Here is a 15,145-nt window from a genome sequence, read left to right as displayed (position 1 = left end):
GCCGGGTAAGCGTTAGCGCCACCCGGCAATGCCCTTACAGCTTCGCAAACACCTTGCGCGCCGCGTCGATGGTGTTGTTGATATCTTCTTCGCTGTGCGCAACGGACATAAAGCCCGCTTCGAACGCGGACGGCGCCAGGTACACGCCTTCGTCCAGCATCAGGTGGAAGAAGCGCTTGAAGCGTTCAACGTCGCACTTCACCACGTCCTGATAGCAGGTCACGGTTTTCGCATCGGTGAAGAAAATCCCGAACATCCCGCCCACGTGGTTAACCACCAGCGGAATACCCGCTTCTTCTGCCGCTTCCAGCAGACCGTTTGCCAGCTGCGAGGTCAGGTCGGTCAGGGTTTCGTGAATACCCGGCTGTGCCACTTCGGTCAGGCAGGCAAAGCCCGCCGCCATGGCGATAGGGTTACCGGAAAGCGTGCCCGCCTGGTAAACCGGGCCGGTTGGCGCCAGGGCTTCCATCACGTCCTTACGACCACCGAATGCGCCGACCGGCATGCCGCCGCCGATGATTTTGCCGAGGCAGGTCAGGTCCGGCACGACGTCGTAGTAAGACTGGGCACCCGCCAGCGCCACGCGGAAGCCGGTCATGACTTCATCGATGATCAGCAGCGCGCCGAACTCGTCGCACAGGGCACGCAGGCCCGGCAGGAAGTCAGGCTGTGGTGGGATACAGTTCATGTTGCCGGCAACCGGCTCAACGATGATGCAGGCGATCTCCTGCGGATACTGCTCGAACGCCGCGCGAACGGTAGCAAGATCGTTGTAGGTGCAGGTCAGGGTGTGCTTCGCGAAATCTGCCGGTACGCCAGGCGAGTTCGGCTGGCCGAGCGTCAGAGCGCCGGAACCGGCTTTCACCAGAAGACAGTCGGCGTGACCGTGGTAACAGCCTTCAAACTTGATGATTTTATCGCGACCGGTAAAACCGCGTGCCAGGCGGATGGCGCTCATGGTCGCTTCGGTACCGGAGTTCACCATACGCACCATGTCCATGGTCGGCACCAGCTCGGTCACCAGTTCCGCCATTTTCACTTCCATTTCGGTTGGCGCACCGAAGCTCAGGCCGCGCTGGGCGGCTTCAATTACCGCGTTACGAATGGCCGGGTGGTTGTGCCCCAGCACCATCGGCCCCCAGGAACCCACATAATCGATATAGGCTTTGCCATCGACATCATACAGATACGCGCCGTCAGCACGTTCGATAAACAGCGGCGTACCGCCCACGCCGGTGAAGGCGCGCACAGGTGAGTTCACGCCACCCGGAATAAGCTCGCGGGCTGCACTGTAGAGGTTTTCAGACTTGCTCATGGCGTCGTTCCTGGTTCGAATAAAATGGTTAAGCCCACTATTCTATGTGATTCGGGGAAGGTTATGAAATTTTTAGCCGGGCAATGCTTTAAGATTTGTTAAGTAATTTTCAGGAGACGGTGGGGCCGTCTCTGGTAAAATCCTCGCGGCTTTTTGTGTGACAAATAAGAACAGGACATGAAATCAGATTCTCCGTCTTTTGAAGAACAACAGTTTACGCGCGTCCAGCACCGAATCAGCATTCGGCGGCTGCTCAATCGCGATAAAACGCCGCTGGCGATCCTGCTGGCCGCTGCCGTGGTGGGTACTCTCGCGGGCCTGGTTGGCGTGGCGTTTGAAAAAGCGGTTAATGCCGTACTCAACTGGCGAGTGGGCACCGTGGCCGGTTTCGCCGACAGCGAATGGCTGGTCTGGGTGTGGGCATTCGGGCTGTCCGCGCTGTTTGCCATGGTGGGGTATTTTCTGGTGCGAAAATTCGCGCCGGAAGCGGGGGGATCGGGCATCCCGGAAATTGAAGGAGCGCTGGAGGAGCTGCGTCCGGTGCGCTGGTGGCGGGTGATTCCGGTTAAGTTTATCGGCGGCATGGGGACTCTGGGCGCGGGAATGGTGCTTGGACGGGAAGGACCCACGGTACAGCTGGGGGGGAACGTGGGCCGCATGGTGGGCGATCTGTTTCGGATGCGAAGCGCCGAGGCGCGCCATACGCTGCTGGCAACCGGCGCGGCGGCGGGACTTTCCGCCGCGTTTAACGCGCCGCTGGCGGGCATTTTGTTCATTATTGAAGAGATGCGCGCGCAGTTCCGCTACAACCTGATCTCAATTAAAGCGGTATTCACCGGCGTCATTATGTCGAGCATCGTGTTTCGCATCTTTAATGGCGAGGGCGCGGTCATTGAGGTGGGGAAACTGACCAACGCGCCGGTCAACACCCTGTGGCTTTACCTGATCCTCGGCATGATTTTTGGCGTGGTGGGGCCGCTGTTTAACACCTTTATCCTGCGCGCTCAGGATATGTTCCAGCGCATTCATGGCGGCAACACCACGAAATGGGTGCTGATGGGCGGCCTGCTGGGCGGAATGTGCGGCGTACTCGGGTTTATCGAGCCGAATGCCGCAGGCGGCGGGTTCGGGCTGATTCCCATTGCGGCGGCGGGGAATTTCAGCGTGGGTCTGCTGCTGTTTATGTTTATCTCCCGGGTTATCACGACGGTACTGTGCTTCTCTTCCGGCGCGCCCGGCGGGATTTTTGCCCCGATGCTGGCGCTGGGTACGCTGCTCGGGACCGCGTTTGGTATGGCGGCTGAAGTGGGCTTTCCCGCCTATCATCTTGAAGCCGGTACCTTTGCGGTGGCCGGAATGGGGGCGCTGCTGGCCGCGTCCCTGCGTGCGCCCTTGACCGGGATCGTGCTGGTGCTGGAAATGACGGACAATTACCAGCTCATTTTGCCAATGATCATCACCTGTCTCGGCGCGACACTATTAGCCCAGTTCCTGGGTGGAAAACCGCTATACTCCACCATCCTCGCGCGTACCCTGGCGAAACAAGAGGCTGAGCGGGCCGCCACGCAGAATACTTGAATGAATTACCAGGGTATTAGATAATGAGACAAAGAATTGGGTGAATTTTACCCAATAGCAGTATTCATGGGAGCATAAGATGAGTGATGACGTAGTAGCTGTACCGCTCGAATTTACCGAAGCAGCAGCCAACAAAGTGAAAGTCCTGATTGCCGACGAAGACAATCCGGATCTGAAACTGCGTGTTTATATTACCGGTGGCGGCTGCAGCGGCTTCCAGTATGGTTTTACCTTTGACGATCAGGTTAACGATGGCGATATGACCATCGAGAAACAGGGCGTCGCGCTGGTGGTTGACCCGATGAGCCTGCAATATCTGGTGGGTGGTTCGGTGGATTACACCGAGGGTCTGGAAGGTTCGCGCTTTGTGGTCACGAACCCGAATGCGACAAGCACCTGCGGGTGTGGATCTTCGTTCAGCATCTAAGAGAGTGCGGGCTGATGCCGTTACTCCGTCCCTCTCTCACAGGGAGAGGGAGAAAAGACTAAAAACGGTAACCTTGCGGTTACCGTTTTGCTTTTACCTGCCATTATCATCCAGCGCAAACGTCGGCAGCTTCAGGTGCCAGCGTATCGCCGCTAAGCGTATCACCAGCGTCACGACCATCCCCAGCATCGCGGCATTTTCCAGCGGGAGGGCGAAGGTATAGTACGCGGTAGCGTGAACAATCCCGCCCACAATGCAGGCCGTTGCGTAAATTTCAGTACGCAGGATCATCGGCACTTCACGCGCCAGAATGTCGCGTATGATCCCACCGCCCACGCCGGTTAATACGCCCATGCAGATTGCCACCATCGGACCGGTACCGGCATTAAACGCCTTGTTGACGCCAATACCGACAAACACGGCCAGACCCACGGCATCCAGTACCGGCAATATCCACTTGGGTAAGCGGCGGGGCTGGCGAACCAGCACAATGGTCAACAGGCAGGTGACCATCGCGACCACCAGATCGGTAGGATCTTTCACCCAAAACACCGGGCCATTTGCCAGCGCCATATCGCGGATAGTCCCGCCGCCGACGGCGGTCACGACGCCCAGCACCAGCACGCCAAACGGATCCATGCGTAGTTTTCCGGCGAGCAGAACGCCGGAGATAGCAAAAACGGCTGTGCCAAGAATATCCAGCCAATAAACGAGCATCGTTAAATCCTCGAAAAGGGTCTTATGTTAGTGACTCTCTGCCAGCGCGGCACAGAGCTGTTTTGCGGCGAGGATAATACGCGGGCTGGTGCGTTCAAACCAGTCGCTGTTGAGCGGGATCACCGGAATTTTTAGCTGCTTTTGCCAGAATTGTTCAATTTTAGGAATCTCGCTCGCATTTCCGACCACGACGATGGCCTGCGGCTGGCGCGCCAGCACCTGTTCGCGGCTCACCTGAGGCCACGGTACCCGGCTGGCAGCAAAGATATTTTCACCGCCGCAGACTTCCAGCACCTGGTTCTGAATCGACCCTTTTCCGGTGGTGAACAGCGGCTGGCTGCCAAACTGCAGGAAGATGCGTTTTTTAACAGGGGTATCGTATCGGGATTTCAGCGCGGCATAGTCGCTCAGCATCTGTTTCGCCGCAGCCTCGGCTTTTTTGGGCGTAGGGCTGAAGGGTGCCAGGGCGCGTAGCGCCTGAGCGACCTGCTCAATGCTGACGGCATCAATCCACATGACCTTTATGCCAAGCGAGGTGAGCTGGTTGACCTGCCGCTCGGCGTTGCCGCCGCGCCAGGCCAGCACGAGATCCGGTTTAAGCGCCACGATGCGCTCAAGGTTCATCCCCTGCCAGGTTGCCACCTGTTCAATACCCGCGGCTTGCGGTGGGTAATCCGAATAGCTACTCACGCCAACGGGCGTGATCCCGGCGGCAAACGCCAGTTCCGTATTTGCGGGAGAGAGGGTAATCACGCGCGGTAACGCATAGAGCCACAGCGGTGCGAGAAGAAGCAGGGCGGCCAGCGCCCTGACGGTATGTTTAGCCACGTGCCAGATTCTGCACCAGGCGCTCCACCATCACGGTGGACTGTTTTGCCGCAACGGTCAGGAACTCGTCGAAGCTGATGTGGGACTGCTGGTCTGCCACGTCAGAGATGGCGCGAACCACCACGAACGGTACGCTGAAGTTATGGCAAACGTGAGCGATCGCGGTCGCTTCCATCTCAACGGCAACCGCCTGAGGGAAGTTATGACGGATTTTCGCCAGCCCAACGGAGCCGTTGATAAAGGCATCACCGCTGACAATCAGACCGCGTACCGCGTTGAGGTTGAGTTCTGCGATGCAGGTCTCTGCCGCCGCAATCAGTTTGTCGTCAGCTTTAAAACCAGCAGGGCAGCCCGGGAGCTGGCCGTACTCGTAACCGAACGCGGTGACGTCGGCATCGTGGTAACGCGCTTCGTCGGAAACAACGATATCGCCCACTTTCAGCGTTGGCGCCAGGCCACCCGCAGAGCCGGTATTCACGATCACGTCCGGCTTGCAGCGCTCAAGCAGCAGGGTTGCACCCAGCGCAGCAGCCACTTTACCGATGCCTGATTTCAGCAGAGCCACGTCAACACCGTTCAGCTGGCCGGTATAGATCTCACAACCTCCCAGAGAGAGGGTCTGACGGTTCTCAATTTTGTCACGCAGCAGCGTAACTTCTTCTTCCATTGCACCAATAATGCCGATTTTCATAGATTTACTCGCGATGTGCCTTGTTAAGATGCATAGTCTATCATGCGGTTAAGGGGAAACGCATTCTCACGCGGGGGAGCACATGTCACCAATCGATTTTCGCACCAAAATAAACTGGCACCGACGTTTCCGTTCGCCGCAGGGCGACAAGAGCGAACATGAGATCCTGCGTATATTCGAGAGCGATCGCGGGCGGATCGTTAACTCGCCTGCCATCCGCCGTCTGCAGCAAAAAACTCAGGTGTTCCCGCTGGAGCGTAACGCCGCGGTGCGCACGCGCTTAACCCACTCGATGGAAGTGCAGCAGGTCGGGCGCTACATTGCCAAAGAGATTTTGAGCCGTCTCAAAGAGCAGCGTTTACTGGAAACCTATGGTCTGGACGAGCTGACGGGGCCCTTCGAGAGCATCGTTGAGATGGCCTGCCTGATGCATGACATCGGCAACCCGCCTTTCGGCCACTTTGGTGAGGCGGCTATCAATGACTGGTTTAAGCAGCGGCTTTATCCTTCGGATGCGGTAAGCCAGCCCCTCAGCGATGACCGCTGCATCGTACGCGATTTACGCCTGCGTGAAGGTGAAGAGGGGCTGAACGATCTGCGCCGCAAAGTGCGCCAGGATTTGTGTCACTTCGAGGGCAACGCGCAGGGGATCCGGCTGGTTCATTCCCTGATGCGCATGAACCTGACCTGGGCACAGGTCGGCTGCATTCTGAAATATACGCGTCCCGCGTGGTGGATGGGGGATACGCCCGCGTCCCACAGCTATTTAATGAAAAAACCGGGCTATTACCTTTCCGAAGAGGCCTATATTGAACGGTTACGTAAAGAACTTTCATTGACGCCAAACGGCCGCTTTCCATTGACGTGGATTATGGAAGCCGCCGATGATATTTCCTATTGCGTGGCCGATCTGGAAGATGCCGTGGAGAAAAGAATCTTCAGCGTCGAGGAGCTTTATCAACATCTTTATGCGTCCTGGGGTACCCATGAAAAAGGTTCGCTGTTTGCGCAGGTGGTCGAAAATGCCTGGGAAAAATCGCGCTCAAATACATTAAGCCGCAGTACGGAAGACCAGTTCTTTATGTATTTGCGGGTCAATACATTAAATAAGCTGGTGCCGTATGCGGCGTCGCGTTTTATTGATAATTTGCCGCTCATTTTCAGCGGGGAATTCAACCACGCGCTGCTGGAAGATGACAGTAGTTTCAGTCAACTCCTTGAGCTTTATAAACATGTGGCGATGCGGCATGTATTCAGCCATCCGGATGTCGAGCAGCTAGAGCTGCAGGGCTATCGGGTAATCAGTGGGTTACTGGAAATTTATTCCCCGTTGCTTCAGCTGTCGGTCGATGAATTCAGCGAACTGGTGGAACACGAGCGCGTGCGCAGAATACCCATCGAATCGCGGCTTTATCAGAAACTTTCTACCCGGCATCGTCTGGCGTATGTCGAAGCGATTGGTAAGCTGGAACGCAACTCTCCCCAATGGCCGGTGATGGAATATTATTATCGCTGCCGTCTTATCCAGGACTATATCAGCGGCATGACGGATTTGTATGCCTGGGATGAATACCGCAAGCTCATGGCGGTGGAATAATTCCGGAGTTTTGTAAAGACGGCCAATAAATTTTTACCTTTTCCATAAACTTATCGCCGGAACTAAGCGGTATAAAATGAATCTGAGTTACACAGCAATTTTGCGTTACCTGTAAATCGAGATTGAGAAACATGAAAAAAACCACATTAGCAATGAGTGCACTGGCTCTGAGTTTAGGTTTAGCGCTGTCTCCTCTGACTGCTACTGCAGCCGAGACCGCGTCGTCGGCAGCAACCGCGCAGCAGATGCCAAGCCTGGCACCGATGCTCGAAAAAGTGATGCCATCGGTGGTGAGTATTAACGTTGAGGGCAGCACGACCGTCAATACGCCGCGTATGCCGCGTAACTTCCAGCAGTTCTTCGGCGACAACTCGCCGTTCTGCCAGGACGGTTCGCCATTCCAGAGCTCTCCGTTCTGTCAGGGCGGCGGTGCCGGGGATGACAGCCAGGGCGGCGGCCAGCAGCAGAAATTCATGGCGCTTGGCTCGGGGGTAATTATTGATGCGGCGAAAGGCTACGTCGTCACTAACAACCACGTTGTCGATAACGCGAACAGCATTAAGGTTCAGCTGAGCGATGGCCGCAAGTTCGATGCCAAAGTGGTGGGTAAAGACCCGCGTTCCGACATCGCGCTGATCCAGATTCAGGATCCGAAAAACCTGACGGCGATTAAAATTGCCGACTCCGATGCGCTGCGCGTGGGCGACTATACCGTGGCGATCGGTAACCCGTTCGGTCTGGGTGAAACCGTGACATCCGGTATCGTCTCAGCGCTGGGTCGTAGCGGCCTGAACGCGGAAAACTATGAAAACTTCATCCAGACGGATGCGGCGATCAACCGCGGTAACTCCGGCGGTGCGCTGGTGAACCTGAACGGTGAGCTGATCGGTATCAACACCGCTATCCTGGCACCGGACGGCGGCAACATCGGCATCGGTTTTGCTATCCCGAGTAACATGGTGAAAAACCTGACCGCGCAGATGGTGCAGTATGGCCAGGTGAAACGCGGCGAGCTGGGTATCCTCGGTACGGAGCTGAACTCCGAACTGGCTAAGGCGATGAAAGTTGACGCTCAGCGCGGGGCATTCGTCAGCCAGGTGATGCCAAATTCCTCTGCGGCGAAAGCGGGCATTAAAGCGGGGGATGTGATCACCTCCCTGAACGGTAAACCGATCAGCAGCTTTGCCGCCCTGCGTGCCGAAGTGGGCTCGATGCCGATTGGCAGTAAAGTGACCCTCGGCCTGCTGCGCGACGGTAAGCCGGTTAACGTGAGCCTGGAGCTGCAGCAGAGCAGCCAGAATCAGGTGGATTCCAGCACCATCTTCAGCGGTATTGAAGGTGCCGAGATGAGCAATAAAGGCGCAGACAAAGGCGTGGTGGTGAACAACGTGAAAGCGAATTCACCGGCAGCCCGTATCGGCCTGAAAAAAGGCGATGTGATCATGGGCGCTAACCAGCAGCCGGTGAAAAACATCGCTGAACTGCGCAAAATTCTCGACAGCAAGCCTTCCGTGCTGGCGCTGAATATCCAGCGTGGTGATACCTCTCTTTATCTGCTGATGCAGTAATCCTCTGAAGCCCCTGTTCGCGGGGGCTTTCTCGTTTCTGTGATTCTTGCCACAACTCCATACTTCTTCCTCTCTCTTTGTGCATTCGCACAATGCAGTCGTCGCTGAACTTCCCTATGCTTGAGCTCTGCTCACGGGAGGGTTACATGGCTGGCTGGCATCTTGATACCAAAATGGCGCAGGATATCGTGGCGCGCACCATGCGCATCATTGATACCAATATCAACGTGATGGATGCCCGCGGGCGCATTATTGGCAGCGGCGATCGCGAGCGTATTGGGGAATTGCACGAAGGCGCGCTGCTGGTGCTTTCTCAGGGGCGGGTCGTGGATATCGACGATGCGGTAGCGAAACACCTGCACGGCGTACGTCAGGGCATCAATTTACCGCTGCGTCTTGAAGGCGAAATTGTGGGGGTAATCGGCCTCACCGGCGAGCCCGAGTCACTGCGAAAATACGGTGAGCTGGTCTGTATGACGGCAGAGATGATGCTGGAGCAGTCGCGCCTGATGCACCTGCTCGCTCAGGACAGCCGCCTGCGTGAAGAGCTGGTAATGAACCTTATTCAGGCGGAAGAGCATACGCCTGCGCTCAGCGAATGGGCGCAGCGTCTGGGGATCGATTTAAACCAGCCGCGCGTGGTGGCGGTCATTGAGGTCGATAGCGGCCAGCTTGGCGTGGACAGCGCGATGGCCGAGCTGCAGCAGCTGCAAAATGCGCTGGCGACGCCGGAGCGCGATAACCTGGTGGCGATCGTTTCTCTGACGGAAATGGTGGTCCTCAAACCGGCGCTCAATGCGTTCGGCCGCTGGGATGCCGACGATCATCGTCGTCGCGTGGAGCAGCTGATCTCCCGGATGGAGGAGAACGGCCAGCTGCGTTTTCGCGTTGCGCTGGGCAACTACTTTACCGGGCCGGGCAGTATCGCCCGCTCCTGGCGTACCGCGCGCACCACCATGATGGTGGGCAAGCAGCGGATGCCGGAGAGCCGCAGCTATTTCTATCAGGATCTGATGCTGCCGGTGCTGCTCGACAGCCTGCGCGGGGGCTGGCAGGCCAATGAGCTGGCGCGGCCATTAGCGCGTCTGAAAGCCATGGACAACAATGGCCTGCTGCGCCGGACGCTGCAGGCGTGGTTCCGCCATAACGTGCAGCCGCTGGCGACCTCGAAGGCGCTGTTTATTCACCGCAATACGCTTGAGTATCGGTTAAACCGGATTTCAGAGCTGACGGGTCTGGATCTGGGAAACTTTGACGACAGGCTGCTGCTGTATGTGGCGCTGCAGCTGGACGAACAGAGATGACTGAGTGCGGTCTGGTGCCCTCACCCCATCCCTCTCCCACTGGGAGAGGGCGCAAACACTAAAAACGGCAATCAAAGATTGCCGTTTTGCTTTTATTTCCGCGTTAATTTCTCAAGATCCGCTTCAATCTCGCTGATCTTATTTGTTACAACGCTTTCAAGGTGACGCAGATCGTCAAGGATCTTACGCTTGAGATCGACTTCGGTGCGGTCGCGCTGGCAGATCTGATCGAGTTCATCGATCACATAGCGCAGGTTAGGGCTGATTTCCTGTACTTCTTTGTAGCCCTGTCCTACACCGTCAGCCACAACGGTCTTACGCTGGCGTGGATATTTAAACTTCACGCTTTTGGCGAAAAACTCTCCTTTGTCCTTGTGAAAATAGATTTTCAGAATATCGTTATTGGCTTCCTGACGGAGACTGTAACGATCAATTTCATCAGGATTGGTAATGCCCAGACTTTTCAGATTATCGTACATAGCGGTACCCTTGATCTCAACATAACCTTTGAATAATTAACGAAAAAATCTATTTTCGCCACCCTCAGATATAAAAAAAGCGGGGTTGCCCCCGCTTTTTGTTATACCCGATTAATCGATGGTGCGCAGCAATTCGTTGATGCCCACTTTACCGCGCGTTTTCGCATCCACTTTCTTCACGATAACCGCACAGTACAGGCTATATTTGCCATCTTTTGACGGCAGGTTGCCGGAAACCACCACGGAGCCCGCCGGAACGCGACCGTAGTGAACTTCACCGGTTTCACGGTCGTAAATACGGGTGCTCTGACCGATGTAAACGCCCATGGAGATCACGGAGCCTTCTTCAACGATCACGCCTTCAACCACTTCAGAGCGCGCGCCGATGAAGCAGTTGTCTTCGATGATGGTCGGGTTAGCCTGCAGTGGCTCCAGAACACCACCGATACCCACGCCGCCGGACAGGTGAACGTTTTTACCGATCTGCGCGCAGGAACCGACGGTCGCCCAGGTGTCAACCATGGTGCCTTCGTCAACGTAGGCACCGATGTTCACGTAGGATGGCATCAGCACGGTGTTGCGTGCGATGAATGCGCCCTGACGCACTGCCGCAGGCGGTACCACACGGAAGCCTTCCTTCTGGAAACGCGCTTCGTCGTAGTCAGCGAATTTCATTGGCACTTTATCGAAGTAGCGGCTTTCTGCTCCGTCGATAACCTGGTTATCGTTGATACGGAAAGAGAGCAGCACGGCTTTCTTCAGCCATTGATGAGTGACCCACTGACCGTCGATTTTTTCTGCCACGCGCAGCGCGCCGGAATCCAGAAGGGAAATCACCTGGTTTACCGCTTCACGGGTCACGGTATCCACATTTGCCGGGGTAATCTCGGCGCGACGCTCAAAAGCGGACTCAATAACGTTCTGTAACTGCTGCATTGTTTACTCTTTCCATTTCACTAAAAAACATATCACCCTTTATCGTTTGGATTGAGGGCTGCTGTCAACCGTTGTTGCACTTCAAGCTGCAGGTCATTATTAAGGGCACGCCGGTCCGCTGTTGCGATTATAAATAAATCTTCTACTCGCTCGCCAATCGTTGTAATTCGGGCGCCGTGGAGCGAAATTCCCAGATCGGCAAAAACCTGGCCGACGCGGGCAAGCAGCCCTGGCTGGTCGAGCGCGATCAGCTCCAGGAACGATTTACGGTCGGTGTGGGTCGGCAGGAAATTGACCTCGGTATCGACGGTAAAGTGGCGCAATTTCGCCGGCTGGCGACGCGGCTGCGGGGGCTGCCAGCTGCGCTGGGTAATCGCCTGTTCCAGACCAAAACGTATCCCTTCATGCCTGTCCGACGAGAGCGGGCTGCCGTCCGGCTCAAGCACGATAAAGGTGTCCATCGCCATGCCGTCGCGGGTGGTGAAAATCTGCGCGTCGTGAACGCTCAGGTTACGCCTGTCCAGCTCGGCGCAGACCGCAGCAAACAGATAAGGTCGGTCCGGGCTCCAGATGAAAATCTCCGTCCCGCCGCGGGTGGCCTGCGGGCTCAGCAGGATCATCGGCTGGGACAGATCGTGCTTGAGCAGATGCCGCGCGTGCCACGCAAGCTGGTTTGGGCTATGGCGGACAAAATAGTTGGCGCGGCAGCGGGCCCAAATCTGATGCAGTGCCTCTTCATCAATGTTATCCATCCGCAGCAGCGCGAGCGCCTGCAGCTGGTGATGGCGCACGCGCTCGCGCATGTCCGGGGTGTTTTGCATCCCGCGACGCAGCTGTTTTTCGGTGGCGAAGTACAGCTCGCGCAGCAGGCTCTGCTTCCAGCTGTTCCACAGGGTCTCGTTGGTGGCGCAGATATCGGCCACCGTCAGGCAGACCAGATAGCGCAGACGATTTTCCGTCTGAACCTCTTCCGCGAACTGCTTGATCACTTCCGGATCCTGAATGTCACGACGCTGCGCGGTGACCGACATCAGCAGGTGATGGCGCACCAGCCAGGCCACCAGCTGCGTTTCACGCGAGTTCAGGCCGTGCAGTTCGGCAAATTTCAGCACGTCCTGCGCGCCCAGCACCGAATGGTCACCGCCGCGACCTTTGGCGATGTCGTGGAACAGGGCGGCAATCAGGATCAGCTCCGGATGGGTCAGGCGCGGCCACAGCTCCACGCACAGCGGGTGGCGGGAGCGCGTCTCTTCTTTCGCAAAGCTTTCCAGCTTGAGCATCACGCGGATCGTGTGTTCATCCACCGTGTAGGCGTGGAACAGATCGAACTGCATTTGCCCGACAATGTGCGACCACTGCGGCATATAGGCCCACAGCACGCTGTGGCGGTGCATCGGCAGCAGGCCGCGGCTGACGGCGCCCGGGTGGCGGAGCATGCTCAGGAACAGCGAACGCGCTTCCGGGATATAGCACAGCGGCTGCGTCAGATGACGGCGCGCATGGCGCAGATGGCGAAGGGTGGTGGAGTAGATCCCGGTGATGGTGCTGTTGCGCACCATGGTATAGAACATCCGCAGAATCGCTTCCGGCTCGCGGATGAACAGCGTTTCGTCGCGCAGGTCGATAAGCGTGCCGCGCAGCTGGAATTCGTCATCAATCGGGCGCGGTTTTTCGTCCGCCGTCAGGGCCAGAATGGCCTCGTCGAACAGCTGCAACAGCATCTGGTTCAGCTCGGTCACCCGGCGGGTGACGCGGAAGAAATCCTTCATCATGTGCTCAACCGGCTCGTTGCCTTCGCCCTGATAATTCAGACGCTGAGCCACGCTGAGCTGGCGGTCAAACAGCAGGCGGTTATCGTAGCGGGTGACTTCCAGATGCAGGGCAAACCGGATGCGCCACAGCAGGTGCAGGCACTCGTTCAGCTCGTTACGCTCGGCCTCGGTTAAAAAGCCGAAGCCGACCATCTCGTCCATTGAAGTGGCGCCAAAATGGCGGCGGGCGACCCACTGCAGGGTGTGGATGTCGCGCAGGCCGCCGGGGCTGCTTTTAATATCGGGTTCAAGATTATAGCTGGTGCCGTGGTAGCGCTGGTGGCGCTGATTTTGCTCCTCGACCTTCGCGGCGAAGAACTTTTCTGACGGCCAGAAGCCGTCGCTGAAGATGTGTTTTTGCAGCTCCAGGAACAGGGCGACGTCACCAATCAGCAGGCGGGTTTCAATCAGGTTGGTGGCGACGGTCAGGTCCGATAACCCTTCCAGCAGACACTCTTCCAGGGTACGCACGCTGTGGCCGACTTCCAGCTTTACGTCCCAGAGCAGCGTCAGCAGTTCGCCAATTTTTTGCGCCTGTTCGTCCGGCAGCTTTTTGCGGCTTAAGATCAGCAGATCGATATCGGAAAGCGGATGCAGCTCACCGCGGCCATAGCCCCCGACGGCAACCAGCGCAACATCACTGATTTGCCCAAACCCGTAATCGATCCACAGGCGCTGCAGCAGCTGGTCGATAAATTCGGTGCGCGCTTCAATGAGCTGCTCGGCCGACACGCCTGCGTCAAACGCGCTGCCCAGCCAGCGATGGAAAACATCCATATGGGCTTTAATATGCGCGCAGGTCAGCTCGTGCGACGGCCAGACGCCCGGGTTATCGGGCTGGTCGGGGAGGGTGGGAAGTGCTGTGTTAGCATACTGTTCGGGTAAAAGATTACTCATCGTGCGCCACCCATAAGAAAAAGCTATAGCCATTAAAAAAGCCGGCATTTGCCGGCTTTTTTATCATTCATCGTGCGTCAGTATCGCCGGGATGGTGTCATCCTTGCGCAACGTCATAATTTCGCAGCCGTTGTCTGTTACCACAATAGTATGCTCGTACTGCGCAGACAAGCTTCTGTCTTTGGTTTTCACCGTCCAGCCGTCTTTCATGGTGCGGATGCGGTAATCACCCGCGTTGACCATCGGCTCAATGGTAAAGGTCATGCCTTTTTGCAGCACCACGCCGCCGTCATCTGCATCATAGTGCAGGACCTGCGGTTCTTCATGGAAGACGCGACCAATGCCGTGTCCGCAGTACTCGCGCACCACGGAGAAACCTTCCGCTTCCACAAACTTCTGGATTGCCGCACCGAGGGTACGCAGGCGAATACCCGGTTTAACCATTTTCAGCGCCAGGTAGAGGCTCTCTTGCGTCACTTTGCACAGACGCTCGCCGAGAATCGTCGGCTTGCCAACGATGAACATTTTTGAGGTGTCACCGTGGTACTCGTCTTTAATGACGGTTACGTCGATGTTGACGATGTCGCCATCTTTCAGCAGTTTTTCATCGTCCGGGATGCCGTGACACACCACTTCATTAATGGAGATGCAGACGGATTTCGGGAAACCGTGGTAGCCGAGGCAGGCGGAAACCGCGTGCTGCTCGTTCACGATATAGTCGTTACAGATACGGTCCAGTTCACCGGTGCTGACGCCCGGCTTCACGAACGGCTCGATCATTTCCAGCACTTCCGCGGCCAGACGACCGGCGATGCGCATCTTTTCAATTTCTTCAGGTGTCTTAATAGAGATAGCCATGTAATCTGTCCATCGGTGTCGATTTTTTCGACAATACTAGTCTAAGTGTCGTCAATGGTATCAGTCAGGCACGCTCCGTGCCAAATTGAGAATCATTAACAGCACACTCCGCCAACAACTGTTGGTTTCTGGTCGTGTT

The 15,145-nt window shown here is 56.6% G+C and carries 13 protein-coding genes; 5 read left to right on the top strand and 8 right to left on the bottom strand.

Annotation, left to right across the window (positions count from 1 at the left end; translation table 11 throughout):
• Window positions 1-34 precede the first annotated feature (34 nt).
• Window positions 35-1,315, bottom strand: coding sequence for a glutamate-1-semialdehyde 2,1-aminomutase (gene hemL, locus IM317_RS18890; protein WP_033144666.1), 1,281 nt, complete (start codon window positions 1,313-1,315; stop codon window positions 35-37).
• Between the two features lie 177 nt (window positions 1,316-1,492).
• Between hemL and clcA the strand changes: the two genes are divergently transcribed.
• On the top strand, window positions 1,493-2,893 hold the full coding sequence (gene clcA, locus IM317_RS18885; RefSeq protein WP_033144667.1) for a H(+)/Cl(-) exchange transporter ClcA: 1,401 nt from the start codon (window positions 1,493-1,495) through the stop codon (window positions 2,891-2,893).
• Window positions 2,894-2,972: 79 nt separating this feature from the next.
• Window positions 2,973-3,320 carry an iron-sulfur cluster insertion protein ErpA gene (gene erpA, locus IM317_RS18880; protein WP_023310446.1) on the top strand — a complete coding sequence of 116 codons (348 nt, stop codon included), beginning with the start codon at window positions 2,973-2,975 and terminating at the stop codon, window positions 3,318-3,320.
• 93 nt (window positions 3,321-3,413) lie between these two features.
• Here erpA and IM317_RS18875 read toward each other — a convergent pair whose 3' ends face one another.
• The 3 genes from IM317_RS18875 to mtnN are packed head-to-tail and all read right to left on the bottom strand — an operon-like array spanning window position 3,414 to window position 5,556.
• Window positions 3,414-4,037, bottom strand: coding sequence for a TRIC cation channel family protein (locus tag IM317_RS18875; RefSeq protein WP_023310447.1), 624 nt, complete (start codon window positions 4,035-4,037; stop codon window positions 3,414-3,416).
• A 27-nt stretch (window positions 4,038-4,064) separates the two neighbouring features.
• Entirely contained in the window at window positions 4,065-4,865 is an 801-nt protein-coding gene (gene btuF, locus IM317_RS18870; RefSeq protein WP_033144668.1) for a vitamin B12 ABC transporter substrate-binding protein BtuF, read from the bottom strand.
• Window positions 4,858-5,556: a 5'-methylthioadenosine/S-adenosylhomocysteine nucleosidase gene (gene mtnN, locus IM317_RS18865; RefSeq protein WP_014882620.1), complete on the bottom strand. Its 699-nt coding sequence runs from the start codon at window positions 5,554-5,556 to the stop codon at window positions 4,858-4,860. Before mtnN ends, btuF begins: the two co-directional genes overlap by 8 nt.
• 82 nt (window positions 5,557-5,638) lie before the next feature.
• Between mtnN and dgt the strand changes: the two genes are divergently transcribed.
• The 3 genes from dgt to cdaR all read left to right on the top strand — a co-directional run bounded on the left by dgt (window position 5,639) and on the right by cdaR (window position 10,025).
• Window positions 5,639-7,153 (top strand): dGTPase, encoded by a 1,515-nt coding sequence (dgt, locus tag IM317_RS18860; protein WP_033144669.1) that lies wholly within the window; start codon window positions 5,639-5,641, stop codon window positions 7,151-7,153.
• A 131-nt stretch (window positions 7,154-7,284) separates the two neighbouring features.
• The gene (gene degP, locus IM317_RS18855) at window positions 7,285-8,721 is read left to right on the top strand and encodes a serine endoprotease DegP (protein WP_024907518.1); all 1,437 of its coding nucleotides are present in this window, start codon (window positions 7,285-7,287) and stop codon (window positions 8,719-8,721) included.
• A 146-nt stretch (window positions 8,722-8,867) separates the two neighbouring features.
• Complete coding sequence (gene cdaR, locus IM317_RS18850) at window positions 8,868-10,025, top strand: DNA-binding transcriptional regulator CdaR (protein ID WP_023310452.1); 1,158 nt, start codon at window positions 8,868-8,870, stop codon at window positions 10,023-10,025.
• Window positions 10,026-10,117: 92 nt separating this feature from the next.
• Here the strand turns inward: cdaR and IM317_RS18845 are convergent, their stop codons facing one another.
• From IM317_RS18845 to map, 4 genes are all read right to left on the bottom strand, one after another.
• Complete coding sequence (locus tag IM317_RS18845) at window positions 10,118-10,504, bottom strand: DUF3461 family protein (protein WP_014168696.1); 387 nt, start codon at window positions 10,502-10,504, stop codon at window positions 10,118-10,120.
• Between the two features lie 111 nt (window positions 10,505-10,615).
• Window positions 10,616-11,440, bottom strand: a complete 825-nt coding sequence (gene dapD, locus IM317_RS18840) for a 2,3,4,5-tetrahydropyridine-2,6-dicarboxylate N-succinyltransferase (protein ID WP_008501915.1) — start codon at window positions 11,438-11,440, stop codon at window positions 10,616-10,618.
• Window positions 11,441-11,472: 32 nt separating this feature from the next.
• Window positions 11,473-14,148, bottom strand: a complete 2,676-nt coding sequence (gene glnD / locus IM317_RS18835) for a bifunctional uridylyltransferase/uridylyl-removing protein GlnD (RefSeq protein WP_029741204.1) — start codon at window positions 14,146-14,148, stop codon at window positions 11,473-11,475.
• A gap of 63 nt (window positions 14,149-14,211) precedes the next feature.
• A complete protein-coding gene (gene map / locus IM317_RS18830; protein WP_033144670.1) occupies window positions 14,212-15,006 on the bottom strand; it encodes a type I methionyl aminopeptidase in 795 nt (264 codons plus the stop codon).
• Between the last annotated feature and the right edge of the window lie 139 nt (window positions 15,007-15,145).

This window comes from Enterobacter cloacae complex sp. S3 (assembly GCF_014930495.1).
Taxonomy (GTDB): domain Bacteria; phylum Pseudomonadota; class Gammaproteobacteria; order Enterobacterales; family Enterobacteriaceae; genus Enterobacter; species Enterobacter asburiae_B.
Note: the sequence above shows the minus strand (reverse complement) of the source record. Positions and strands in the feature narration are given on the sequence as shown.

Bases quoted from the DNA above. Each gene is read 5' to 3' on its own strand.
- hemL (WP_033144666.1), bottom strand. From the start codon at position 1,315: ATGAGCAAGTCTGAAAACCTCTACAGTGCAGCCCGCGAGCTTATTCCG.
- clcA (WP_033144667.1), top strand. From the start codon at position 1,493: ATGAAATCAGATTCTCCGTCTTTTGAAGAACAACAGTTTACGCGCGTC.
- erpA (WP_023310446.1), top strand. From the start codon at position 2,973: ATGAGTGATGACGTAGTAGCTGTACCGCTCGAATTTACCGAAGCAGCA.
- IM317_RS18875 (WP_023310447.1), bottom strand. From the start codon at position 4,037: ATGCTCGTTTATTGGCTGGATATTCTTGGCACAGCCGTTTTTGCTATC.
- mtnN (WP_014882620.1), bottom strand. From the start codon at position 5,556: ATGAAAATCGGCATTATTGGTGCAATGGAAGAAGAAGTTACGCTGCTG.
- dgt (WP_033144669.1), top strand. From the start codon at position 5,639: ATGTCACCAATCGATTTTCGCACCAAAATAAACTGGCACCGACGTTTC.
- degP (WP_024907518.1), top strand. From the start codon at position 7,285: ATGAAAAAAACCACATTAGCAATGAGTGCACTGGCTCTGAGTTTAGGT.
- cdaR (WP_023310452.1), top strand. From the start codon at position 8,868: ATGGCTGGCTGGCATCTTGATACCAAAATGGCGCAGGATATCGTGGCG.
- IM317_RS18845 (WP_014168696.1), bottom strand. From the start codon at position 10,504: ATGTACGATAATCTGAAAAGTCTGGGCATTACCAATCCTGATGAAATT.
- dapD (WP_008501915.1), bottom strand. From the start codon at position 11,440: ATGCAGCAGTTACAGAACGTTATTGAGTCCGCTTTTGAGCGTCGCGCC.
- glnD (WP_029741204.1), bottom strand. From the start codon at position 14,148: ATGAGTAATCTTTTACCCGAACAGTATGCTAACACAGCACTTCCCACC.
- map (WP_033144670.1), bottom strand. From the start codon at position 15,006: ATGGCTATCTCTATTAAGACACCTGAAGAAATTGAAAAGATGCGCATC.